Origin of the sequence: Nocardioides islandensis, from assembly GCF_015352455.1 — a bacterium.
In the GTDB taxonomy this organism is placed as follows: domain Bacteria; phylum Actinomycetota; class Actinomycetes; order Propionibacteriales; family Nocardioidaceae; genus Nocardioides; species Nocardioides islandensis.
The window spans coordinates 390,711-414,219 of sequence record NZ_JADKPN010000001.1; the positions used below are offsets into that span (position 1 = coordinate 390,711).

Below are 23,509 nucleotides of genomic sequence, written 5' to 3' on the forward strand. Positions count from 1 at the left end.
CGCGCAACTCGAGCGTTCCGCAGGCGCAACTCGGACGTGCCGGAGGCGCAACTCGGCCGTTCATGCGTACCCCAACAGTCGGGCGGCCAGGTCGATGAGCACCTCGGTGGCACCGCCGCCGATGGGCAGGATGCGGGCGTCGCGATAATGCCGCTCGACCTCGGTGCCGTGCAGGTACCCCGTGCCCCCGTGCAGCTGGACGGCCATGTCGGTGACCGCGACCGCGGTCTCGACGGCCGTCTGCTTGGCCAGGCAGGCGGCCGCGACGACGTCCTCGCCGGCGACGTGCCGGGCGGCGACGGCGTGCACGTAGGTCCGCGCCACCTCGACCTGGCGGTGCATCTCGACGAGCCGGTGCCGGACCACCTGCCGGTCGTTCAGGGGACGGCCGAACGTCGACCTCTCACGCACGTACGCCGCGGTGAGGGCCAGCGACCGGGCGGCGATGCCGTAGCCGTGCACGGCCAGCGCGATCCGCTCGACCACGAACTGCTCGGCGATCTGCGCGAACCCGGAGCCCTCGGCGCCGACCAGGTTCGCCACCGGCACCCGGCAGCCGGCGAGGCCGAGCTCGGCGGTGTCCGAGCAGTGCCAGCCCATCTTGGCCAGCGTCCGGTCGACGGTGAAGCCGGGTGTGCCCTTCTCGACGACGAGCAGCGACAGCCCACGGGCGCCCGGGCCGCCGGTGCGCACGGCCAGCGTCACGAAGTCCGCTCGCGCGCCGCTGGTGATGAAGGTCTTGGTGCCGTCCACGACGTACGCATCGCCGTCGAGCCGCGCTGTTGTCCGGATCGCCGCGACGTCGGACCCGCCGTCGGGCTCGGTGATCGCGAGGGCGCCGATCTTCTCGCCCGCGAGGGTCGGTCGCACGAAGCGGTCGACGAGGTCGGTGTTCCCGGACGCGGCGATGTGGGGCAGCGCGATACCGCCGGTGAACAGCGCGGCCAGCAGCCCGCTCGACGCGCCGGACTCGAGCATGCCCTCCATCACCGCGATCGAGTCGAGCAGGTCGCCGCCCTCACCGCCCACGGACTCGGGGAACGAGACGCCGAGCAGACCCTGCTTGGCAGCGGCCAGGTGCAGTGACCGCGGCACCTGGCCGGCGTCCTCCCAGTCCTGGAGGTACGGCGCCACCTCGCGCCGAACGAACTCGGCCGCGGTCTCGCGGAGGGCGTTCACAGCAGGACCTCGGGGATCTCGACGTGCCGCGACCGCGCCCACTCGCCCAGGCCCTTGGCCTGGGGGTCGAAGCGCGTCGACGCGGCCACGCCTCGGCCGAGCAGCCCGTGCACCACGACGTTCACACCCCCCAGGTTGGGCAGTGCGTGGACCTCGACGTCGAGCTCGCGGGTCTCCGGCAGCAGCTCGCGCAGGAAGTCCGGCGTCACCGTCGCGAGGAGCCAGGCCACGCGCGCGTCGTACGACGTCGACCCGTCGTGCGCCACCCACAGCCCCAGGTTCGCGTCGCCGCCCTTGTCCCCGGACCGGGCGTGCACGAACGTGCCGAGCGGGACTCGCTTCCCGCTCGTCGAGGAGGGCGCGCTGGCAACCGTCGCGAGACCCGGTGACGTGACCTCAGACCTCTCACCGGGTCTCGTGACAGGCGCTAGCGCGCCTTCCTCGACCAGCGACACGCGGCCGTCGGCGTGGTGGACGGTGTGCCGCACCGCCGACCGGTCGACGTACTCGGCGCGGTAGACCCCGAACGGCGTGCCGGAACCGGGGGGTGCGGTCATGGTGAAGCCCGGGTACGACGCCAGCGCCAGCTCGACCGCGGCCGACGAGAAGGCCCGGCCGACGACGTCGGCGGACTCGTCCTGCACCGTGATGCGCAGCAGCGTCGAGGCGTCCTCCTCCCGGTCCGCGTCCTCGCGCGGGAGCGGACCGAGCGCGGTCGCGATCGACTGCGGGCGCACCCGCTGCCCGAGCTGGGCGCGCACCCAGACGGCCTTCTCCTTGATGTCCAGGCCGGTGAGCACGAGCTCGACGACGTTGCGGTAGCCACCCAGCTCGTTGACGCCGACCTTCAGCCGCTCCGGGGGTGCCGACCCACGCACGCCCGAGACGCGCACGCGGTCGGGTCCGTCGGCCGCGAGGCGGATCGAGGTGAGGTCGGTGGTGACGTCGGGGTTCAGGTACGTCGTGCTCTGCACCTCGTACATCAGCTGGGCCGTGACTGTGTCGACCGACACCATCCCACCGGTGCCGTCGTGCTTGGTGACGACCGACGACCCGTCCGCGGCGATCTCGGCCAGCGGGAACCCCATCGGCAGCGTCGGGTGCGGGATCTCGCGGAACCCGGAGAAGTTGCCGCCCGTGGCCTGGCAGCCGCACTCGAGCACGTGACCGGCGACCACGGCACCGGCGAGCGCGTCGTAGGCGTCCGGGGCCCAGCCGAAGTGCGCCGCCGCCGGGCCGACGACGAGGGAGGCGTCGGTGACGCGGCCGGTCACCAAGACGTCGGCACCCTCCGCCAGCGCGGCCGCGATGCCCCAGCCGCCGAGGTACGCGTTGGCGGTCAGCGCGCCCTCGAAGCCGAGCGCCCGCACGTCGTCGCCGTCGACGTACGCCACCGACGGCGACAGGCCCAACCCGGACGCGACCTCGCCGATGCGCGCCGCGAGGCCGGCGGGATTGAGCCCGCCGGCGTTCGACACGATCCTGACCCCGCGTTCGAGGGCCAGCCCGAGGCAGTCCTCGAGCTGACGCACGAACGTCCGGGCGTACCCCAGCGACGGGTCCTTCAGCTGGTCGCGGCCGAGGATGAGCATCGTCAGCTCGGCCAGGTAGTCGCCGGTGAGCACGTCCAGCGACCCGCCTTCCAGCATCTCCCGCATCGCCGAGAGCCGGTCGCCGTAGAAGCCGGAGCAGTTCCCGACCCTCAGTGCCTCAGCCACGAGACGCCCGCCCCCCACCCGGCGGCCCCGCGAACGCCTGCGCGACGTCCAGCCACGCATCGGCACCCGCACCGACCGCCACCAGTTCGGTGTCGGCCCGGTGCACCCGCTGGGTGACGAGGAGGCAGAAGTCGTACGCCGGGCCGGTCACGGTCTCCGCCGCGTCCTCCCGCCCCCACGTCCACACCTCGCCCGACGGCGCGGTCAGCGAGACGCGCGGCTCCTGCGCCGGAGGCTCGAGCCCGCGGGCCCCGAACGAGAAGCGGCGGGTCCGCACGCCGAGGTGCGCGACGTGCCGGACCCGGTCGGTCACGGCCGGGGCGACTCCGAGCGCGGCGTGCACGTCGAGCCCGTGCGCCCACGTCTCCATGAACCGCGCGGTGGCCATCGAGGCCGGCGACATGGGCGGCCCGTACCACGGCATCTTCTGCCCCTCGGGCAGCGCCCGCAGCGCGGCCGCCAGCGCCGCGCGGCTCGAGCGCCACCGGGCCAGCAGCTCGCCGGGAGGTACGGCGCCGCCCGCCAGCGCGGCCGCGTCGACGGCGCCGTCGGGGTCGGTCAGCGCCTCGAGCACCAGCGCGTCCCACGCCTCCTTGTCGGTTGCGGCTGCCAGCGCCGCCTCGTCGGTCCAGGCGAGATGCGCGATCTGGGTGGCCACGTCCCAGCCCTCGGCCGGCGTCGGTAGTCGCCAGGACGCCTCGTCCAGGTCGGCGACCAGGGCCTCCAGCGCGGCGCCCTCGGCGGCGAGGTCGGCCAGCACGCCCTCCAGGAGGGCGTTCACGAGGCCGACCCTGGCGCCAGCGCCTGGTCGAGAGCGGCCGCCCAGCGGTCCAGGATCCGCCTGCGCCGGTCGGTGTCGTCGGTGATCGTGTCGGCCAGCCCGAGCCCACGCACCAGGTCCAGCGTGGCCTGCACCAGCTCGCGCACGCCGGTCCGCGACTCGTCGGCCCCGAGCAGCTCGACGGTCATCCGGTGCGTCTGCCGGCCGACCCGCTGCTCCAGCGGCACGACGGCCGCCCGTAGCGACTCGTCGGTGCGGGCCGCGACCCAGAGCTCCAGCGCCGCGGTGAACACCGGCGAGGTGAAGTGGTCGGCGAGCAGCTCGAGGACGGCGCGGGTACGCCGGTCACCGCGCGGCAGTCCGCGCTCCGCGGCCGCGGCCAGCTCGGCACCCCGCACGTCGGTGACGTGCTCGACGGCGGCCACCACCAGGTCGTTCTTGGTCGGGAAGTGGTGCAGCTGCGCCCCCCGCGACACTCCCGCCCGCCCGGACACCAGCGTCGTCGACGTGCCGGCGAACCCGCGCTCCACCAGCAGCTCGACCGTCGCCTCCATCAGCCGCGCGCGCATGGCGCGGGTGCGCTCCTCCTGCGGGACGCGAACGGTGGACGGCGGCACGACGCCATCGTCGCGGCGCACGAACAAACAGTCAAGCCTGCTTGTTTCTTGCTCGGGCCAGCCCGCCGCCCGCCGCAACCCCTGCTGTCACCCGGTTGACTGGTATAGCCCGTTCGTGTCAATCGCCACCGAAGCGGCCGACGGCCCCCGGCGTCGCGCCTAGCATCCTCTCGGCGAGGGGGTTCGCCGCTTTACCCACTTGTGGGGGGACCGAAGGAAAGGGAACGGCCCCCCATGCCCCATCCGACGACCTCCCCCCGCCGCCGGCGCGACACCGGTTCGGCGGCCGTCGAGTTCGCGCTGATGGCACCGCTGCTGCTCCTGCTCGTGTTCGGGATCGTGGCCTACGGCTACATGCTCAGCTTCCGGCAGGCGCTGAGCCAGGGAGCGACCGAGGGCGCCCGGGCGGCCGCCGTGTCGGCGTACCCGACGCAGAGCCAGAAGGTCACCGACGCGGTGTCCGGGGTCAACGACGCGCTGGGCGGGTACGGCGTGCAGTGCGCCATCGCCACCAACGCCACGACCGGCACGCTGCGGCGCGACGGTGTCGCGGTCGGGTCCTGCACGGTCAGCCCGGCGACGTGCGTCAACAACGCGCTGGCGTCGTGCATGAGCGTCCAGATCACCTACGACTACCAGAACCACCCGCTGGTCCCCGAGGTCCCGGGCGTCGGGCTGGTGCTCCCGAACTCGCTCTCCTACACCGCCGTCGCGCAGGTCGGGTGAGGGCCGTGCTCGGGGGACGACGGGACAGGCACAGGGACAGGCGCCGGGACAGGCGCCGGGACGAGCGGGGCGCGATCATCCCGATGGTCGCCCTGCTCATGTCGGTGCTGATGGGCGCCGCCGCCATGGGCGTGGACCTCGGCCAGCTGCGGGTCGGGCGGGTCGACATGCAGTCGCTGGCCGATGTCGTGTCCCTCGACCTCGCCCGGCAGATCGACGGCCGGCAGACCCAGGTGATCCAGGCCGACCCCCTCTGGGCGCAGGCCCGGGAGCAGAGCGTCGCGCGCAACCACACGACGTACGGCAGCGCGCCCACCGTGACCGCCCAGCTCGGCACGTTCAGCACGACCACGGGCACGTTCACCGCGACGACCGGCGCGACCGTCCCCACCGCCGTGCGGGTCACGGCCAGCACGTCGGTGTCCTTCGCGTTCCGGAACGGGCAGGGGACGGTGGTGCGCTCGGCGGTCGCGATGGCGGACTCGACGGCCTGCTTCATGCTCGGCTCGTACGCCGCCGCGGTGAGGTCCGGCCAGTCGGCGCTGCTCAGCTCGGTGCTCGGGCAGGTCAACAGCAGCCTCGACCTCGGAGTAGTGGGGTACACCGGCCTGCTCGACGCGAACGTGTCGCTCACCGACCTGGCCGCCAAGCTCGGCATCGGGACCGTGACCCAGCTGGCCGGCTCGACGGTGTCGATGAAGAACCTGTACCTCGCCACGGCCCAGGCGCTGCAGACCGGCGGGAACACCGCCGATGCCACGGTGCTCAACCAGCTGGCGGTGTCGGTGGCCTCGCTCGGCAACGTCGACGTCGGCAAGGTCCTCCAGGCGGACACCGCGACCACGCGTGGGGTCGAGGCGACGGTCAACGCGATCGACCTGATCGCCGGGTCGGCCCTCCTGTTCAACGGCAGCCACGCCGTGACGGTGCCGAACCTGTCCACGAACGTGCCCAACCTGGTGTCGTCGACCTCGAGCCTGTCGATCATCGAGGCCCCGCAGCTGGTCTGCTCGCGCGCCAACCCGTCGCCGATGCGCGAGGCGACCACGTCCCAGGTGACCGCCACCGTGGGAGGCACGTTCAACGACGTCAACCTGGCCACGGTGGGCACGGGGGTGACGGTCGGCTCGCCGACGGGCAAGCCGGTGGGCCTGTCGATGTCGCTGGCCAACGCCGCGGCCCACCTCACGCAGGTCACCTGCGCGAACCCGTACTCGTCCGCGCCGACCAGTGCCCACAGCATCACCGTCGCGTCCACCAGCGGACTGCTGGCCGCCGACCTCACCGTGCCGCTCTCGGTCACCGGCAAGATCGCGGTGCCGTCGCTGGGCCTGGGCCTCGTCTCGTTCGCGATCGGCGTCGACGTGAAGGTCTCGGCCGCCTCGGCCGCCGGCCAGGTCCACTCGACCACCGTCACCGTGCCCTCGCAGCAGTGGGACACGGCGTACTCCGCCGGGTCGGGCAACCTCTCCCTCGCCGCGGGCTCGGTCACCCGCAGCGGGCTGACCGTGACGGCAACCCTCCTCGGCCTCCCCGTCACCCTGCCGACCACCACGATCGACACGATCCTGAACGCCGCCGTCTCCGCCGTGGTCACGCCGCTGGTCAACAACCTCGACGCCGGGGTCGTGCAGCCGCTTGCGAACCTCGCCGGAGTCCGGATCGCCGGCGCCGACGTCATCGCCCTGAGCAAGCCGCACTGCTCGGTCCCGGTGCTGCGCCAGTAGACCCCGCCGCGCTCAGCGGTAGGTGAGCAGGTCCCCGGTCAGGTGCGTGTGCTCGTTGAAGGAGACGAGCGTGCGACCGCGGGAGCCGGTCACCACGCGGGTGACGGCGGCGTTGACGGCGACCGGGGCGATCCGTTGGTACGCCGCGGGCGACTCCAGCAGCGTGGCGACGACGACCGCGACCGGACCGCCGGAGGTGGTCACGACGGTGGTCCCCTCACCCACGCGGTCGAGCGCACCGAGCACCCGCTCGGCGAAGACCGGCCACGACTCGCGGTAGTCACCGTCGTGCTCGCCGGAGAGCCAGCGCGCTGTAGCCCGCTCGAACCAGGCCTGGAACTGCCGCTCGTCCGGCTCGCCCTCGAAGTGCTTCGGCTGCGCGTCCAGGACGGCGAGGTGGTCCATCTCGTCCCAGCCGTCGTCGAGCCGGGGCACGACGGACCAGCCGGCCGCGTCGGCCATCACCTCGGCGGTGCGCTGCTGCCGCTTCATCGCCCCGTGCAGGAGGGCGTCCGGTCGCAGGTCGGCCAGGAGCTCACCGGTCCGCGCCGCCTGCTTCTCCCCCAGCGGCGACAGCACGTCGTAGTCGGCCGCGCCGTAGGACGCCTGCCCGTGCCGGACGATGACGATCTGGCCCACGGTCAGGACACCCCGTGGGCCGCGACCAGTCGGCGGCAGCGCTGCTCGAGGTACCCGACCGCCGGGCCGAACACGGCGTACGCCTCGTTGTGCGTCTGTCCCATCGCGTAGCGGTACCAGATCTGCTGCGCGATCACGGCCAGCCGGAAGATGCCGAAGACCTCGTAGAACCGCCACTGCTCGGGCGTGACCGTCAGGCCGCTGCGGTCGGCGTACCGCTCGACGATCTCCCGGCGCGTCCACATGCCGGGGGCGTCGGAGGGCTGCCGGCAGAACTGGCGGAACCACTCGTCGTCGTCGGCCTGCACCCAGTAGGCCAGCGCGCCGCCGAGGTCCATCAACGGGTCGCCCACGGTCGCCATCTCCCAGTCGAGCACGCCGGTGACCTCTCGCGGCTCGGTCCCGGAGAGCACGAGGTTGTCGAAGCGGTAGTCGTTGTGGATCAGGCACTGGCGCACGTCGGCGGGCTGGTGCTCGTCGAGCCAGCCGGTCACGGGCGACCAGTCGCCGAGGTCGTCGGTGCGCGCCCGCGCCAGCCGGTCGGTCCACCCGGTCACCTGCCGGCGCACGTACCCCTCGCCGCGGTTCAGGGCGGCCAGTGCCGAGATGGCGTCCACGTCGACGGCGTGCAGCTCGGCCAGCACGTCCCACGCCCGACCGCAGAGCTCCGACGTCTGGTCGGGGGTGCTGTCGAAGCCCAGGTGCCGCCGGGGGATCGTGCCCTCGAGCCGCTCCATCACGTAGAAGTCCGACCCGATCACCGACTCGTCGCGGCAGAGGCCGACCATGGTGGCGACGTACGGGAAGACCGGTGCCAGCGCGGCCTGGATGTCGTGCTCGCGGCCCATGTCGTGGGCACTCTTGGCCTTGGCGCCCACGGGCGGCCTTCTCAGGATGAGGTCGCGCCCGGGGTAGCTCAGGAGGTAGGTCAGGTTCGAGGCGCCGCCCGGGAACTGCCGCACCTCGGGAGTGCCGGGGAGCTCGTAGCCCGGTGCGTGCTCGCGCAGCCAGGCGGCGACCGCCTCGACGTCGAAGGCGTCCTCGTCGCGGACCGGGCGGCTCTCGTCGCGGGTGCTCACGTGATCCGGTCCAGCTTCGCGGCCTGGGCCCGCATCACCTGGTCGTACAGCTCCCGGTTGCGCTGCTTCTGGTCCCACGCGGACTGGGCGACGTAGTCGGGGATGATCAGCTCCTCGCCCCGGTCGATCCCGGCGATCACCGACGCCGCGATGTCGTCGGCGGTGAAGGGCGCGGACTCGACGAGGTGCTCCACGACGCCGGCGATCACGGTGTCGGCGCCCTGCATCGACGCGAGCAGGTTGGTGCGGAAGTACGACGGGCACACCACGCTCGCGGTGACGCCGTACGGCGCCAGCTCGTGGCCCGTCGTCTCGGTCAGCGCCACGACTGCGGCCTTGACGGCGTTGTACGACGCCATGCCGGCGGGGTGCACGAGGCCGGCCAGCGAGGCGACGTTGACGATGTGGCCCGAGCGCTGGGTCTTGAACATCGGCACGAAGGTACGGGTGCCGCGGACCACGCCGAACAGGTTGATCTCGGTGATCCAGCGCCACTCCTCGAGGGTCGCCACGTCCAGGCGGCCGCCTCCGGCGACACCCGCGTTGTTGACCAGGACGTCGAGGCCGCCCCACTGCGTGAGCACTTGCTGGAGGGCGAGCGCCCAGTCCTCGTCGCTCGTCACGTCCAGCGCGAGGTCGACGCCGTCGACGGTCCGGTCGGTGGCCAGCACCTCGTCGCCGCGGGCCCGCCAGGCGCGCGTGAGGGCGGCGCCGAGGCCCGAGGCGGCGCCGGTGACGAGGACCCGGGTCACGAGTGCTTGCCGAGCTCGATCCGGGCGACCATGCCGCGGTGCACCTCGTCCGGGCCGTCGGCGAGGCGCAGGGTACGGGCGTTCACGAACGCCATCGCCAGCGGGAAGTCGTCTGACATGCCGGCGCCACCGTGGACCTGGATGGCGAAGTCGATGACCTGCTGGGCGACGTTCGGGACGGCGACCTTGATCTGGCTGACCTCGGAGAGCGCGTTCATCGGGCCGCCCTGGTCGAGCTTCCACGCGGCGTTCAGGACGAGCAGCCGGGCCTGGTCGATGGCGATGCGGGCGTCGGCGATGCGCTCCCGGTTGCCGCCGAGGTCGACCAGCCGCTTGCCGAACGCCGTGCGGCTGGTGCCGCGCGCGATGGCGAGCTCGAGGGCCAGCTCGGACAGCCCGATGAGCCGCATGCAGTGGTGGATCCGGCCGGGGCCGAGCCGGCCCTGGGCGATCGCGAAGCCCTGCCCGGGCCCGGAGATGACGTTGCCGAGAGGTACGCGGACGTCGGTGAACGACACCTCGCCGTGCCCGATCGGCTCGTCCTGGTAGCCCATCGTGGACAGCAGCCGCTCCACCTTCACCCCCGCGGCGTCGCGGGGTACGAGCACCATGGAGTGCCGCTGGTGCCGGTCGGCGTCGGGATCGGTGACGCCCATGAACACGAAGATCCGGCAGTCCGGGTGCCCGACGCCGGTCGACCACCACTTGCGCCCGTTGACGACCATCTCGTCGCCGTCGACGACGCAGGTGGCCTCCATGGTGGTCGCGTCGGAGGAGGCGACGTCCGGCTCGGTCATCGTGAACGCCGACCGGATCCGGCCCTCGAGCAGCGGCTCGAGCCACTCCTTGCGCTGCTGCTCGGAGCCGTAGCGCAGCAGCACCTCCATGTTCCCCGTGTCCGGGGCGTTGCAGTTGAAGACGAGGGACGCGATCGCGGACCGGCCCATCTGCTCGGCCAGCGGCGCGTAGTCGACGTTGCTCAGGCCCTCGCCCCCGTCGGTGCCGAACCGCGCGGCGTACTCGCCCGCGTGCTCCTTCGGCAGGAAGAGGTTCCACAGGCCCTGCGCGCGGGCCTTCGCCTTGAGGTCCTCCAGCACCGGCAGCGGCGTCCACTGGGTGCCCTGCTCGCGCGCGGCCGCGAGGTCGCGGTGGTACTGCGGCTCGACCGGCGCGATCTCTTCGCGCATGAACGTGCGCACCCGCTCGGTCAGCTCGGCGGCTCGAGGGGACGGCGAGAAGTCCATGCGTCGCAGACTAGTGGGGCGAACTGTGGCGTCGTTCCTGCCGCATTGGCGTCGTTGCAACGACGCCGAACGTCAGGGATACCCGGCCGAGCGGGTATCCCTGCCCGACCGGACCTACGCCGCGACCGCCATCACGACCCGCGATCGCTCGACGGGGTCGAGCCAGACGCCGGCGGTGCGGGAGAGGCGCCAGGTCGACCAGATCAGGAACGGGACGGCGGCCAGCACCGACACCCGCCACTCGGGGATGTGGGCGAGGCCGGAGAACACCAAGCCGGTCAAGGTGGTGGAGACGGCCAGCCGGGTGGAGTACCCGACCATCACGATCGGCGGGGCCGGGGTGGCACGCGCCGAGCGCATGTCGACCGGGAACGGTCGCTGGGCCGACCAGCGCAGCGCCGCGCCGACCACCTGGACGGTCACGACCAGCAGCAGGCAGACGAGGGCGGAGAGCTCGTACGACGTGGGCACGCCGGCCCGCAGCGACGCGAGCAGGATGGTGGCCAGTGACGCGGCGACCAGGAACTCGGCCAGGACGTACGCGCGGGCGCCGAAGACCTGGCCGGGCCGCGCCGGCAGGTTCTCCCGCCACAGCAGGCCGCGGCCGTCGAGGCACCAGGCGTTGACGCCGAACAGCAGCGCGCCACCGGAGGCCACCAGGCCGGGCAGGATCGTCATCATCGGCCAGTCCAGGTCACCGGCGATCGCGACGAGCCCCGGGCCGACGGCCAGCACGGCGATGCCGCGGCGCATCGGGACCGAGCGCCAGACCGAGCTGCGGTCGGTGCGCACCAGCATCGCGAAGACCGAGCCGGGCAGGCGGCGGGCACTGAACTGGCCGCTCTCGACGCGTGCCTCGTCGCGGGGCATCCGACGCGCGGCGAGGTGCGCGGGCACGGCGCCGATGACCACGGCGGCCACCAGGATGACCAGCTCGACGGCGACGCCCTCCGCCCAGCGCCACTCGAAGCCGATGGTCGACCGGGCGACGATCCAGACCGTCGGGACGTGGTCGAGCATCTCGCCGAGGCGCCCGCTCAGCTGCAGCGCGAGGCCGGCCAGCGCGAACACCCCGGTGATCGCGCGGACCATGCCGATGCCGTGCGGCTGTCGGCGGATCGCCTCCATCGTCCACGCGACGATCTGGGCGAGCGCCGTGCAGGCCGCCAGCCAGAGCAGCACGGACAGGGCGGCGGCGGGCACCAGGTGGACGGGCAGCCCGTAGGCCATCGTGCCGAGCAGCGTCCAGGCCTGGAGCAGCCAGGCGATGTTGAGCGGTGCCAGCAGCAGGGCGCCCAGGTGGTCCGTGGTGGGACTCACCGGGAACGCGACGGCCTGCTCCCGCGAGATCAGCTCGCGGCCACCGCCGGAGGCGACCGCGGAGATGATCGCGAGCAGCAGGAAGCCCGCGAACGCGGTCGGCGTCAGGACGAGCACCTCGGCGGCCCGTGTCGACGTACGGGCGCCGGGGAAGGTCATCGGGAGCGTGCAGGCGGCGAGGGTCAGCCCCACCATGATCGCGATCGTCCAGGGCACAGCGGCGCGGCGGCGTACGGTGCCCGCGCGGAAGCGCGCCAGGTGACCGACGTCGGCGACCGCACGACGCGCCGACGTCACCGGCCCGAGGCGGGGCGAGGCGGCCGTGGCCGTGCTAGTCGAGGAGAGCCCGGTAGGCACGGGCCCCCTCCTCACCGGCCATCTCCGCGGACTCCACGGACGCCACACGCGAGCCGCCGCGCAGGACGAGCACGTCGGTGCAGGCCTGGATGGCCAGCTCGCGCAGGTGGGTGGAGATCAGGATGCACGCGCCGCGGGCCCGGGCGTCCGCGACGACGTCCATGGTCGCGTCCACCCCGATCGGGTCGACGCCGTCGAAGGGCTCGTCGAGCAGCAGCAGCTTGGGCTGGTGCAGCGAGGCCAGGACGACGCTGAGGCGCCGGCCCATGCCGTGGCTGAACCCGCCGGTGATGCGGTGCGCGACGTCGCCCAGCTCGAACCGCTCGAGCAGGTCGCGGGCGCGGTCCTCCCAGTCCTCGAGCCGGCGCAGCCGGGCCGACAGCTGGAGGTGCTCCCACGGCGTGGCCCGCGGGATCAGGCCGCCCACGTCGGGGCAGTACCCGCTGATCCGCTTGATCGCCAAGGTGTCCTTGCGCATGTCGAGACCGTCGACGACGACGGTGCCCGCCGTCGGCGGGATGAGGCCCGCGAGCACCCGCATGGTGGTGGACTTCCCGGCGCCGTTGCGCCCGAGCAGCGCGGTGGCCTGGCCGGCGTACGCCTGCACGTCGATGCCCGCAACCGCCTCCACCTCGCCGAAGCGCACGTGGAGGCTGCGGATGTCGACGACCGGCTCGCTCACCCGGAGAATTCTGCCGGGGAACGGCCGAAAGGTCTGCGGTTCGTCGAACTTCGGCCTGGGGTACGACGCCGACTCAGCGCTCCGCGACGAGCGTGTTGTGGGACGCCACGAACCGCCACTCCCCGTCCTGCGGCGCCAGCACGGACGTCGAGGTGGCCCGGTGCGTGCCGGCGAGCGGCCCGGCCGGGACCTCGAGGGTGTGCCGCGAGGTGGCCACGACGGCGTCCCCGGCGTACCTCGCCTCGACCAGCTCCATGCGGTTCGTGCTGCCGGCGTAGATGGTGGCGAAGATGCCGGCGTGCCCGCCCCCGATGGCCGCGGCGCCGACGTGCAGCTCGCCCCGCACGTTGACGAACGACGCGTCGTCGGTGAACGCGGCGCCGAAGGCGGCGCCGTCGGCGCGGTTCCAGGCGTCCTCGAGGCGGGCCAGCATCTCGCGGGCGACGACGTCCGCGGCGGTCACGGGGTGGGTGGTGACGGTCATTGGTGAGGCTCCTTCGGTGAGTGTTGCATGATTGATTGAGTATGGCTCAGTCAATATAGCGGCGGTCAGCGAACCTGTACAGTGGTCTCGTGCCGGAGAACCCGACGTCGCGTCCGTACCGCTCGACGCTCCGGGAGGAGCAGGCCGAGCGGACCCGGTCCCTCATCGCTCAGGCGGCCCGCACGCGGTTCCTCGAGTCCGGCTGGGCACGGACGAGCGTCCGGTCCGTCGCGTCCGCCGCCGGCGTCTCGGAGGCCACCGTGTACGCCGTCTACGGCAGCAAGGCGGGACTGGCCTCGTCGCTCATCGACGAGGGGGACGCCAGGGCGGGCGTGGCCCAGGGGATGGCCGAGCTCGAGGCCGGCGCCGGCGACCCGGCCGCCCAGCTGCGCGCGTTCGTCGGGTACGACCGGCGCCTCTTCGAGCGGCACGGCGACGTGCTCCGCGTCCTGGTCGAGGGCCGCCGTCAGGAGCCCGACCTCCAGGCGGCGTACGTCGAGGGACGCGGCCGCGGCGACGCGCAGCGGCGTTCCGTCTTCGAGACGTGGCCGAAGCGGGCCTGGCGACGCGGGGTCGACCTCCAGCACGGCCTCGACGCGTACTCGTTCACCTGCTCGATGGAGGCCTTCGACATCGCCACCGGCGAGCGCGGGTGGACGCCCGACGAGGTCGAGCGGTGGTGGGGCGACACCCTCGTCGAGCGCCTGCTGTCCTGACCGTCAGGCCGGGAACGTGCCTCCCGAGGCGGCGAGGTCACGCAGGTACGCCGTCGGCCGGAAGCGCTCGCCGTACGTCTCGGCCAGCTCCTCGGCGCGCTTCACGAACGCCTGGAGCCCGATGTCGCCGGACTGGCCCTCTCCTCGGGCCTCGTAGCCGGTCATGAACTGCGCGGCGCCACCCGTGTTGGGCGGGAAGCCGATGCCCATGATCGAGCCGATGTTCGCCGCCGCGGACGAAGTGAGCACGCCCTCCTCGAAGCACTTGGCGGTCTCGAGCGCCTCCAGGAAGAGCATGCGGTCCTTCACGTCCTGGAACGGGATCTGCTCGGCGGCGGTCGGGTACTCCTCGACCAGCCCGGGCCAGATCCGCGTGCGCGCGCCGTTCTCGTCGTACTCGTAGAACCCGGCCCCCTTGAGCCGCGACGGGCGGCCGATCTCGACCATGTGCTTCACCACGGCACTGCCCGGGTGCTCGGTGTAGTCGAGACCGTCGCGTGCGGCGGCGTCGGCGGTCGCCTTGCCGATCTTGAGCATCAGCTCCATGTTCAGCTCGTCGGAGAGCTGCAGCGGACCGACGGGGTAGCCGGACTGCGTCGCCGCCCGCTCCACCGACATCGGGTGGACGCCCTCGGCGAGCAGGGCCAGGCCCTCGTTGACCATGAACCCGATGACCCGCGACGTGTAGAAGCCACGGCTATCGTTGACGACGATCGGGGTCTTGCGGATCTGCTGCACGACGTCGTACGCCTTCGCGAGCGCGGCGTCCGACGTCTCCTTGCCCTTGATGATCTCGACCAGCGGCATCTTGTCGACGGGGCTGAAGAAGTGCAGGCCGATGAAGTCGGCCGGCCGGTCGACGCCCGTCGCCAGCTCGGTGATGGGCAGCGTCGAGGTGTTGGAGCACAGCAGAGCGTCGGCGTTCACGTACGGCGCCACCTCGGCGAAGACCTGGTGCTTCAGGCTCGGGTCCTCGAAGACCGCCTCGATGACCAGGTCGCAGCCCGTCAGGTCGGCCGGGTCCGCGGTCGGGGTGATCCGCGCAAGGAGCTCGGCCTTCTTCTCCTCGGTGGACCTCCCGCGGGCGATGGCCTTGTCGAGCACCTTCTCGGAGTACGCCTTGCCGCGCACGGCGGACTCGGCCGAGACGTCCTTGAGCACGACCTCCATGCCCGAGCGGGCGCAGGAGTAGGCGATGCCGGCGCCCATCATCCCGGCGCCGAGGACCGCGACCTTGGTGGCGCGGAACGTCTCGAAGCCCTGCGGGCGGAGCTTGCCGGCGTTGATGGCCTGGAGGTCGAAGAAGAACGCCTGGATCATGTTCTTGGCGTTCTGGCCCACGATCAGGCTCGTGAGGTACCGCGACTCGATCCGCGACGCGGTGTCGAAGTCGACCATCGCCCCCTCGACCGACGCGGACAGGATGGCCCGCTGGGAGGGGTAGTCGGCGCCCTTGGTCTGCTGGCGGAGCAGGGCCGGGAAGGCCGGCAGGAACGCCGCCAGCGCGGGGGACTTCGGCGTGCCGCCGGGCATCTTGTACCCCGGCCGGTCCCACGGGTTCTGCGCGGCCTCGACGTCGTCGCGGTGCTCGAGCACCCACGCCTTCGCGGCCGGCACCAGCTCGTCGCGAGTGGCGACGACCTGGTGCACCAGGCCCTTCTTCAGGGCGTCGGCGGGCTTGAAGCGGGTGCCCTGGAGCAGCACGTCCATCAGCGCGGACTGGATGCCGAGCAGGCGGGTCACGCGGGTGACGCCGCCGCCCCCGGGCAGCAGGCCGAGCGAGGCCTCGGGCAGCCCGACCTCCGCCTTCGGGTCGTCGACGACGATCCGGTGGTTGCAGGCGAGCGTGATCTCGTACCCGCCGCCGAGTGCCGCCCCGTTGATCGCGGCCGCGACCGGCTTGGGCAGCTTCTCCAGCCGGCGCAGGTCGGCCTTCATGGCCTCGACCTCGGCGAAGAAGCGCGGCGCGTCCTCCGGCTTGGCCTGGATCATCAAGGACAGGTTGCCGCCGGCGAAGAAGGTCTTCTTGGCGCTGGTCACGACCACGCCGGTGACGGAGTCGGGGTCCGCGGCCAGCTCGTCGTACAGCCGGTCGACCGCGGCGTGCATGCCGTCGCGGTACGCCTGGTTCATGGTCTTGGCGCTTGCGTTCGGGTCGTCCAGGGTCAGGGTGACGATGCCGTCGGCGTCCTTGTCGTAGCGGACGGCGGTCTGCGTCTCGGCGGTGCTGGTCATCTGGCTGCTTCCTTCGTACGGCGTCTGGGTTGCGGCTGCTTCTCGTCTCACCGGGTCTCGACACGCGCGGTAGCGCTGCTCGACCACCGATATTGCGACGGAAGTGGTCGGGCGCTGAGCTCGTGCCTCGCTCAGACGACCTCCACGACCGTCGCAATGCCCATGCCTCCGCCGACGCAGAGCGTGGCGAGGCCGCGGCGCTGGTCGCGGCGGACGAGCTCGTCGATCAGGGTGCCGAGGATCATCGCGCCGGTGGCCCCGAGCGGGTGGCCCATGGCGATGGCGCCGCCGTTGACGTTGGTGACCTCGTGGGTGATGCCCATGTCCTTCATGAAGCGCATGGCGACGGCGGCGAACGCCTCGTTCATCTCCCACAGGTCGATGTCGGAGACCTCGAGCCCGGCCTTGGCCAGCGCCTTGCGGGCGGCGGGGGCGGGGCCGGTCAGCATGATCGTCGGGTCGGCGCCGGAGACGGCGACCGAGACGATGCGCGCGCGCGGCGTGAGGCCCAGGTCGCTGCCGACCTGCTCGGACCCGATGGCCATGATCGCGGCGCCGTCGACGATGCCGGACGAGTTGCCGGCGTGGTGGACGTGGTCGATCTTCTCGACCCAGTGGTACTTCTCGAGCGCCACGTCGTCGAAGCCCGCGTCGCGGCCGATGTCGGCGAACGACGGCTTGAGGCCGGCCAGGCCCTCGGGGCTCGTGTCGGGGCGGATCAGCTCGTCGTGGTCGAGCACGGTGACGCCGTTGATGTCGCGGACGGGGACGACGGCGTCGGCGAAGTAGCCGTTGGCCCACGCCTTCGCGGCGCGATGGTGCGACTCAGCGGCGTACGCGTCGACGTCCGACCGCGTCCAGCCCTCGAGCGTGGCGATCAGGTCGGCGCCGATGCCCTGCGGCACGAAGCCGGTGCGCAGCGCGGTGGCCGGGTCGGCCGCCCACGCGCCGCCGTCGGAGCCCATCGGCACCCGGCTCATCGACTCCACGCCGCCGGCGAGGATCAGGTCCTCGAAGCCGGAGCGCACGCGGGCCGCGGCCTGGTTGACGGCCTCCAGACCGCTGGCGCAGAAGCGGTTGAGCTGCACGCCGGCGACGGTCTCGGGGAACCCGGACGCCAGCGCCGCCGTCTTGGCGATGTCGCCGCCCTGCTCGCCGAGCGGCGAGACGACGCCGAGGACGATGTCGTCGACCCGTCCGGGATCCAGCGTCGGGTTGCGCGTCTTGAGCTCGTCGAGCACTCCCACGATCAGGTCGATGGGCTTCACCTCGTGGAGCGCGCCGACGGTCTTGCCCTTGCCGCGCGGCGTCCTCAGGTGGTCGTACACGAATGCTTCGGCCCCTGCTCTTGTCATAGGGCCGATTGTGACACTCTTACTGTCATGGTGGACACGGGCAGCCCTGTGGACGCGGTCACACTCCTCACGCTGGACGAGCTGACCGACCGCGTCGGGATGAGCGTGCGCAACGTCCGCTTCTACACCTCGCGCGGCCTGGTGCCGCCGCCGATCCGGCGCGGCCGGTCCGGCTTCTACTCCGCCGACCACGTCGCCCGGCTCGAGCTGGTGCAGGAGCTGCAGAGCCACGGGTTCACGCTCGCGGCGATCGAGAAGTACGTCGCGGGCATCCCCGGCACCGCCACGCCGGAGGACATCGCACTGCACCGCACGATGCTCGCGCCCTGGCAGGCGGAGCCGCCGGTGCAGCTGACCAAGACCGAGCTCGACAAGCGAGCGGGACGCCCGCTCGACGACGACGAGCTCGCCACCCTCGTCACGCTCGGCATCGTCAGCGCGGCCACCGGCGGCCGCTACCGGGTCGCCGTGTCCCACCTCTCCGTCGGGCTGGGCCTGCTCGACCTCGGCTTCCCACCGGAGGCGGCGAGGGCCGCGGCGGAGGTGTACGCGGCGCACGGCCGCGCGATCGCCGAGGAGCTCTACGCGGTGTTCAGGAAGCTGGTCTGGCCGGCGTACAAGGAGTCCGGCGCACCGCCGCAGGCACTGCGCGAGGTGCTGGAGCGGCTCAAGCCGCTCTCCGTGGCGTCGCTGGTGACGGCGTACGAGGTGGCCATGGACGACGCCAAGCGCGAGGGCATCGCCCGCCGCACCGGCGAGCGCTGACGAGGGGCCCCGCGACCGGGGCGCGACCCACCTGCGACCGGGCGCGGGCAGGGTGGTCTGTACCGCCCGAAGCACCCGGAGAGAGCCATGGTCGCGCCGCCGTATCGTGCCCAGGTGGACGTCCTCGTCCTCGGGCCGCTGAAGGTGAATGTCGACGGGGTCGCCGTCGACATCGCCGGGGCCAAGGAACGGACGCTGCTGGCCCACCTGGTGGCCCACGCCGGGCAGGTCGTGCCGGTCCCCGACCTCATCGACTCCCTGTGGGGCGAGGACCCGCCCCGGTCGGCCGCCAAGGCGCTGCAGACCTACGTGCTGCGGCTGCGCAACCGCCTGGAGCCCGACCGGCACGGGGACGCCAGCCTCATCGTGACCGACGGTCCCGGCTATCGACTGGCCGTGTCCCCGCTCGACACCGACGCCGGCCGCTTCGTCGAGCTGTGCCGGCTCGCCGGCGAGGCGCTCGCCGGGGGACGGCCCGAGGCGGCGCTCGACGCCGGCCGTGACGCGCTCCAGCTCTGGCGCGGCCCGGCGTACGCCGGCTGCGAGCACACGGCCTTCGGTCAGGCCGAGGCCGGCCGGCTCGGCAACCTCCGGCAGGCCGCCGTCGAGGCCAGGATCGAGGCGGCGCTCGCCCTCGACCGGGCCGCCACGGTGGTGCCGGACCTGGAGCGGATGGTCGGCGAGCAGCCGCTCCGCGAACGCCTGTGGGCGCTGTTGATGCTGGCGCACTACCGCTCGGGCGGGCAGGCCGAGGCGCTGACGACCTTCGACCGGGCCCGCGCCGTGCTGGCCGACGAGCTCGGCGTCGACCCCGGACCGGAGCTGCGGGACCTGCACGCCCGGGTGCTCGCCCAGGATCCCGGACTGCTGCCCATCGGCCGGGTCGCCCTGCCCGAGGGGCTGCGCGACAGCACCCCGATGGTGGGACGGGATGCCGAGCTCTCGCTGCTGCGCGACGCCTGGCGGCGCACTCTCGCGGGCGCGCCCGCGACCGTCGTGCTGCGCGGCCCGGCAGGCGCAGGGGCCCGCCGGCTTGCCGCGGCCCTGGGCGAGGAGGTCGCCCACGACGGGTTCGGGGTCGTCCTCGCCGGCCCCGACACCGGATCCGCCCCAGGACCACCACCGGAGGACGACGGGCGGCCGTGGCTGCTCGTCGCCGACCAACATCTGCCTCCCCGGCCGCCGAGGGCCCTGATGGTGGTGCTCGCCGCCTCCGGCACCCCGGTCCCGGAGGCGGCGTCGGTGGTCGACCTGGCTGCGCTCCCCGACGAGGCGGTCCGGCTGGTCGTGGCGACGTACGTCGGTGCGGCGCAGGCCGCCGACGTGACCGCGGAGGTCCTGGCCAACGGCCCGGGGTGGCCGGGGCGGGTCCACCTGGAGGCGATGCGGATCGCCCGGAAGGCGGCGACGCACCGGATCGAGGAGGCCGTCGACGTCGCCGGGGTCTCCCGGGCGCGGCTCGCGTCGGCGCGAGCCGAGGTGGCCGAGGGGATCGTCACGCTGGCCGAGACGCCGGAGCGGCTGGTGTCCTCCGGTACCTGCCCGTGGCGCGGACTCGCGTCGTACGGCGTCGACGACGCCCCGTGGTACGCCGGCCGCGAGCGGCTCGTGGCCGAGCTGATCGCCCACGTCGGCTCGTCCCGGTTCGTCGCGCTGGTCGGCGCGTCCGGCAGCGGGAAGTCCTCGGCCCTGCACGCCGGCGTCCTGGCCGGCCTGGCGGACGACGTGCTGCCCGGCAGCGGCGGATGGGGGCGGGTGGTGATGCGGCCAGGCCGGCATCCCATGAAGGAGCTCGCGCGGCGCGCGCTCGGCACCCCTCGCGTGGACGTCGGCGACGTGCTCGCCCGGATGCTCGACGGGCTGGACGAGAGGCCGTCCGGCGACGGGTCAGCCGGGCGGGAGACCCCGGCGCGCACCCTGCTCGTCGTCGACCAGCTCGAGGAGCTGTGGACGACGTGCGAGGACCCGGGCGAGCGTGCGGCCTTCGTCGACACCCTCGCCGACCTCGTGCGGGACCCGCGGTCGTCCACGACGGTGGTCGTCGCGGTCCGGGCGGACTACGTCGCCCAGGCCGCCGAGCATCCCGAGCTGGCGGCCCTGATGGCAGACAGCACGGTGCTCGTCGGCTCGCCGACCCCCGCCGAGGTCGAGCGGGCGGTGGTGCGGCCCGCCACCCGCGCCGGCCTGCGGCTGGAGGACGGCCTGGCCCAGACACTCGTCAGCGACGCCGGCTCCGAGCCCGGACTGCTGCCGCTGCTGTCGGTCGCCCTGACCCAGCTCTGGGAGCGGCGGGCGGACGACCTGCTCACCTACGCCGCGTACGTGCGGACCGGCGGCATCGCCGGCGCCATCGGCCGGCTGGCCGAGGAGGTGTGGGCGCGGTTCTCGCCCGAGGAGCAGACCACGGCACGCGCGCTGCTGCTGCGGCTGGCCGGTCCGGGCGAGGCAGGCACCGTGACCCGGCGCCGGGTGCCGCTCGCGGAGCTCGAGGCACTGTCCCGACCCGGGTCGAGACAGGTCGTCGACCGCCTCGTCGCAGCGCGGCTGGTGACCGTGGACGACGGTCATGTCGAGGTCGCCCACGAGGCGCTGTTCCGGGAGTGGCCGCGCCTGCGCGGCTGGATGACCGACGACGCAGCAAGCCGGTCGGTCCAGCTCCGCCTGGCGCGGGCAGCGTCCGATTAGGCCAGTGAGTCCCATGACCCGGCACTGCTGTGGGCGGGCACCCGCCTGCTCTCCGCGCAGGAGGTCGCGGACACCCGGCCCGACGAGGTGACCGCGACGGAACGGGCATTCCTCGGTGCGAGCCACGAGGCGGTCGAGGCCACCGAGCGCGAGGTCCGTGCCCGGGCCGCCGCCACCGCACGGCAGAACCGCCGGCTCCGGTGGCTGCTCGTGGTGGCCGTCGTGTTCCTGGTGCTCGCGGTCACGGCCGGGCTGCTGGCGTTCCTGGCGCGCGGCCGCGCCGAGCGGTCGGCGCAGGATGCGCATCGGGCCGCCGTCGCGGCTGACGCCCGCCGGCTCGCCGCCGATGCGCTCAACGCCGACCGGCCGGAGCTGGGGTTGCTGATGGCCGTCGAGGCGGTCCGGCGGGAGCAGAGCCCGGAGACGTACGGCGCCCTGCTCACCCTGCTGACGCGGACGCCCGAGGTCGTCACGCGGTTCCGGGTGCCCGTGCGCTTCCTGCGCATCGCGACGAGCCCCGACGGCCGGACCGTGTTCCTGACCGACAACGGCGACAGGCTGTACGCCGTCGACGCCGAAACCGGTGCCGAGCGCTGGCACGCCACCTCACCGGGCAGCGCGCAGTGGGGCCGGCCGGTGGTCGACCCCGGGGGCCGGTGGGTGGCGGCGCCCGTCTTGACGACCCCTGATGCGGACAGCACACCGGCGATGGTCGTCCTGGACACGTCGTCGGGTGCGGAGCAGCGCTCGGTCACCTGGGCCGACCTCCGTGACGTCGACGCGCGAGCCGACGGCGGTGTCGACGACTTCGCCCCGCAGGTCGGCGCGGCCGAGGTCCTCGTCGGCACGGGACGACTCGGCTATGTGGTCCGCCCGGGCACCGGGGCGGTGCTGCGCGCGGTCGACCTCGGCGACCACCTGCCCTTCACCGTGGCCCTGGGCGCGACGACGGTCGCCGTGTCGCGGTTCGACGGCAGCACCGACGTCGTCGACGTCCTGACCGGTGACCGCCGGCACCGGCCCGGCACGGTGGGCGGCGTCAGCCCGGACCACCGCACCGTCGTCACGCGGACGGTGCAGACGCACGACGGGACGACGACGTCGTCGCTGCAGCTCCGCCGGACGGCCACCTGGCAGCCGGTGGCCCCGGCGGTCGATGTTCCGGGCGAGGCGCTCGAGGTGCGCTGGGTCCCGCACACCCACGAGATCGCGGTGCTGCGCGACGAGGTCCTCGAGCTTCGCGACGCCCGGGACATGAGCCTGCTCCGGACGATCACCGCCGGCTCGGGCGTCCTCATGGGCTCGGGGACCGCCGGCAGCGACGGCGACCTCCTCTGGGTCGCCGGCCGGGACGGCACCGCGGTCGCACTCGACCTCGTCGGTCGCAGCGCCTTGCTGCGCACGCTGGCGGGCCGGTCCACGCTCGGCGTCGGGGACGCCGACGACTCGGGCAGGCTCGCGGTCTACACCCCGCAGTACGACGACCGGCCCAACCCGGCGCGACTGGTCGACCTGGCCTCGGGCCGTGACCTGTTCGACGACCTGCCTGTGCCGCAGTGCACCTGCCAGGTCGGAGCGGTGAGCCTGTCCGGTGACGGCGTTCTCGCCAGCGGCGCGATCGAGGAGTTCCGTCCGGACTTCTCGGGCCTGGTGGAGGACCACGGACGCGTCGTGCTCTGGGCCACCGACACCGGCCGCATCGCCCGGGTGGTCCGGGTGCCGTGGCTCCCCTCCGGAGCGATGCTCGACGCCGACCACGAGCGGCTGCTCGTGGTCGGCGTCCGCGGCTACGGCGTGTACGACGCCGCCACCGGGCGTGAGGAGTGGACCCGCACGGCCGGCGGGCCGGCGTACCCGGAGGCAGGCCGCTCCCTCGGGGAGTTCGCACCCGACGGGGACCGGGTCGTCGTGCTCCGCGGGGAGCAGGCGGTCGTGGCCGACGCGACGACCGGGGAGACCCTGGCGACCACCGTGCTCGACGACGCCGATGGACTGCGCCGGGTGGTGTGGACGGCCGACGGGTCGACGCTGGTGCTGGGCTCGCTGTCGGGTCGCCTCTACTTCCTCGACTCCACCACGCTCGTGCCGGTCGCGCCCGAACGGGTCGTGACGGCCGGCTTCGTCCTCGATCTCGCCTTCGGCCCGGACTCCGAGGTGCTCGCCGTGATGGGGACCGACGGAGACACCACGTTGTTCGACACCGCCACCTGGCGTCCGTACGGCCGACCGGTCGTCGACCACCTCGGCTGGGGCCTCCTCGCGTTCCGGGGAACGCGGCTGGCGATGTACACGGAGTCCGGCGCGCCCCGCGAGATCAGCACCGACCCCGAGAGCTGGGTCGCTGCCGCCTGCCGGGCGGCCAACACCCGGTTCACACGCGAGGAGTCCGCGGTGATCCTCCCCGGCGAGCCGGTCGCACCCACGTGCCCGTGAGCCTGCGACCGACGC

The 23,509-nt window shown here is 73.2% G+C and carries 19 protein-coding genes; 6 read left to right on the forward strand and 13 right to left on the reverse strand.

The window, feature by feature from the left end:
- Nucleotides 1–60 precede the first annotated feature (60 nt).
- Genes ISU07_RS01880 through ISU07_RS01895 form a run of 4 tightly spaced genes read right to left on the reverse strand, consistent with a single transcriptional unit; the run spans nucleotide 61 to nucleotide 4,316 of the window.
- Complete coding sequence (locus tag ISU07_RS01880; RefSeq protein WP_194705045.1) at nucleotides 61–1,179, reverse strand: acyl-CoA dehydrogenase family protein; 1,119 nt, start codon at nucleotides 1,177–1,179, stop codon at nucleotides 61–63.
- Complete coding sequence (locus ISU07_RS01885) at nucleotides 1,176–2,897, reverse strand: acyclic terpene utilization AtuA family protein (protein ID WP_323742368.1); 1,722 nt, start codon at nucleotides 2,895–2,897, stop codon at nucleotides 1,176–1,178. The genes ISU07_RS01880 and ISU07_RS01885 overlap by 4 nt, the downstream gene beginning before the upstream one ends.
- Nucleotides 2,890–3,678 carry a TIGR03084 family metal-binding protein gene (locus tag ISU07_RS01890; protein WP_194705047.1) on the reverse strand — a complete coding sequence of 263 codons (789 nt, stop codon included), beginning with the start codon at nucleotides 3,676–3,678 and terminating at the stop codon, nucleotides 2,890–2,892. The genes ISU07_RS01885 and ISU07_RS01890 overlap by 8 nt, the downstream gene beginning before the upstream one ends.
- Complete coding sequence (locus tag ISU07_RS01895; RefSeq protein WP_323742369.1) at nucleotides 3,675–4,316, reverse strand: TetR/AcrR family transcriptional regulator; 642 nt, start codon at nucleotides 4,314–4,316, stop codon at nucleotides 3,675–3,677. Before ISU07_RS01895 ends, ISU07_RS01890 begins: the two co-directional genes overlap by 4 nt.
- Nucleotides 4,317–4,529: 213 nt before the next feature.
- Here ISU07_RS01895 and ISU07_RS01900 point away from each other — a divergent pair, with 213 nt between their 5' ends.
- Both ISU07_RS01900 and ISU07_RS01905 read left to right on the forward strand, forming a co-directional pair.
- The gene (locus ISU07_RS01900; RefSeq protein ID WP_194705048.1) at nucleotides 4,530–5,021 is read left to right on the forward strand and encodes a TadE/TadG family type IV pilus assembly protein; all 492 of its coding nucleotides are present in this window, start codon (nucleotides 4,530–4,532) and stop codon (nucleotides 5,019–5,021) included.
- Nucleotides 5,022–5,104: 83 nt separating this feature from the next.
- Nucleotides 5,105–6,748 (forward strand): hypothetical protein, encoded by a 1,644-nt coding sequence (locus ISU07_RS01905; RefSeq protein ID WP_194705049.1) that lies wholly within the window; start codon nucleotides 5,105–5,107, stop codon nucleotides 6,746–6,748.
- A 12-nt stretch (nucleotides 6,749–6,760) separates the two neighbouring features.
- On the opposite strand, the gene ISU07_RS01910 is transcribed toward ISU07_RS01905, so the two are convergent.
- The 7 genes from ISU07_RS01910 to ISU07_RS01940 form a co-directional block, all read right to left on the reverse strand.
- Nucleotides 6,761–7,387, reverse strand: coding sequence for a histidine phosphatase family protein (locus tag ISU07_RS01910; protein WP_194705050.1), 627 nt, complete (start codon nucleotides 7,385–7,387; stop codon nucleotides 6,761–6,763).
- 2 nt (nucleotides 7,388–7,389) lie between these two features.
- Nucleotides 7,390–8,466: a phosphotransferase family protein gene (locus ISU07_RS01915; RefSeq protein ID WP_194705051.1), complete on the reverse strand. Its 1,077-nt coding sequence runs from the start codon at nucleotides 8,464–8,466 to the stop codon at nucleotides 7,390–7,392.
- Entirely contained in the window at nucleotides 8,463–9,218 is a 756-nt protein-coding gene (locus ISU07_RS01920) for an SDR family NAD(P)-dependent oxidoreductase (RefSeq protein WP_194705052.1), read from the reverse strand. The genes ISU07_RS01915 and ISU07_RS01920 overlap by 4 nt, the downstream gene beginning before the upstream one ends.
- Complete coding sequence (locus ISU07_RS01925; protein WP_194705053.1) at nucleotides 9,215–10,462, reverse strand: acyl-CoA dehydrogenase family protein; 1,248 nt, start codon at nucleotides 10,460–10,462, stop codon at nucleotides 9,215–9,217. The genes ISU07_RS01920 and ISU07_RS01925 overlap by 4 nt, the downstream gene beginning before the upstream one ends.
- A gap of 114 nt (nucleotides 10,463–10,576) precedes the next feature.
- Nucleotides 10,577–12,139 carry a hypothetical protein gene (locus ISU07_RS01930; RefSeq protein ID WP_194705054.1) on the reverse strand — a complete coding sequence of 521 codons (1,563 nt, stop codon included), beginning with the start codon at nucleotides 12,137–12,139 and terminating at the stop codon, nucleotides 10,577–10,579.
- Entirely contained in the window at nucleotides 12,114–12,821 is a 708-nt protein-coding gene (locus tag ISU07_RS01935) for an ABC transporter ATP-binding protein (protein ID WP_194705055.1), read from the reverse strand. Before ISU07_RS01935 ends, ISU07_RS01930 begins: the two co-directional genes overlap by 26 nt.
- 73 nt (nucleotides 12,822–12,894) lie before the next feature.
- Nucleotides 12,895–13,305 (reverse strand): SgcJ/EcaC family oxidoreductase, encoded by a 411-nt coding sequence (locus ISU07_RS01940; RefSeq protein ID WP_194705056.1) that lies wholly within the window; start codon nucleotides 13,303–13,305, stop codon nucleotides 12,895–12,897.
- 89 nt (nucleotides 13,306–13,394) lie between these two features.
- On the opposite strand from ISU07_RS01940, the gene ISU07_RS01945 reads away from it, so the two are divergent.
- Nucleotides 13,395–14,021, forward strand: a complete 627-nt coding sequence (locus tag ISU07_RS01945; RefSeq protein ID WP_194705057.1) for a TetR/AcrR family transcriptional regulator — start codon at nucleotides 13,395–13,397, stop codon at nucleotides 14,019–14,021.
- 3 nt (nucleotides 14,022–14,024) lie between these two features.
- On the opposite strand, the gene ISU07_RS01950 is transcribed toward ISU07_RS01945, so the two are convergent.
- Nucleotides 14,025–16,256 carry a 3-hydroxyacyl-CoA dehydrogenase NAD-binding domain-containing protein gene (locus ISU07_RS01950; RefSeq protein WP_194705058.1) on the reverse strand — a complete coding sequence of 744 codons (2,232 nt, stop codon included), beginning with the start codon at nucleotides 16,254–16,256 and terminating at the stop codon, nucleotides 14,025–14,027.
- Between the two features lie 131 nt (nucleotides 16,257–16,387).
- Nucleotides 16,388–17,611: an acetyl-CoA C-acetyltransferase gene (locus ISU07_RS01955; RefSeq protein ID WP_194705059.1), complete on the reverse strand. Its 1,224-nt coding sequence runs from the start codon at nucleotides 17,609–17,611 to the stop codon at nucleotides 16,388–16,390.
- Nucleotides 17,612–17,638: 27 nt separating this feature from the next.
- On the opposite strand from ISU07_RS01955, the gene ISU07_RS01960 reads away from it, so the two are divergent.
- The 3 genes from ISU07_RS01960 (at nucleotide 17,639) to ISU07_RS01970 (ending at nucleotide 23,494) form a co-directional block, all read left to right on the forward strand.
- Nucleotides 17,639–18,376, forward strand: coding sequence for a MerR family transcriptional regulator (locus ISU07_RS01960; protein WP_194705060.1), 738 nt, complete (start codon nucleotides 17,639–17,641; stop codon nucleotides 18,374–18,376).
- A 114-nt stretch (nucleotides 18,377–18,490) separates the two neighbouring features.
- Nucleotides 18,491–21,061 (forward strand): nSTAND1 domain-containing NTPase, encoded by a 2,571-nt coding sequence (locus tag ISU07_RS01965; protein ID WP_194705061.1) that lies wholly within the window; start codon nucleotides 18,491–18,493, stop codon nucleotides 21,059–21,061.
- An 87-nt stretch (nucleotides 21,062–21,148) separates the two neighbouring features.
- On the forward strand, nucleotides 21,149–23,494 hold the full coding sequence (locus ISU07_RS01970) for an outer membrane protein assembly factor BamB family protein (RefSeq protein ID WP_194705062.1): 2,346 nt from the start codon (nucleotides 21,149–21,151) through the stop codon (nucleotides 23,492–23,494).
- Nucleotides 23,495–23,509: the final 15 nt, after the last annotated feature.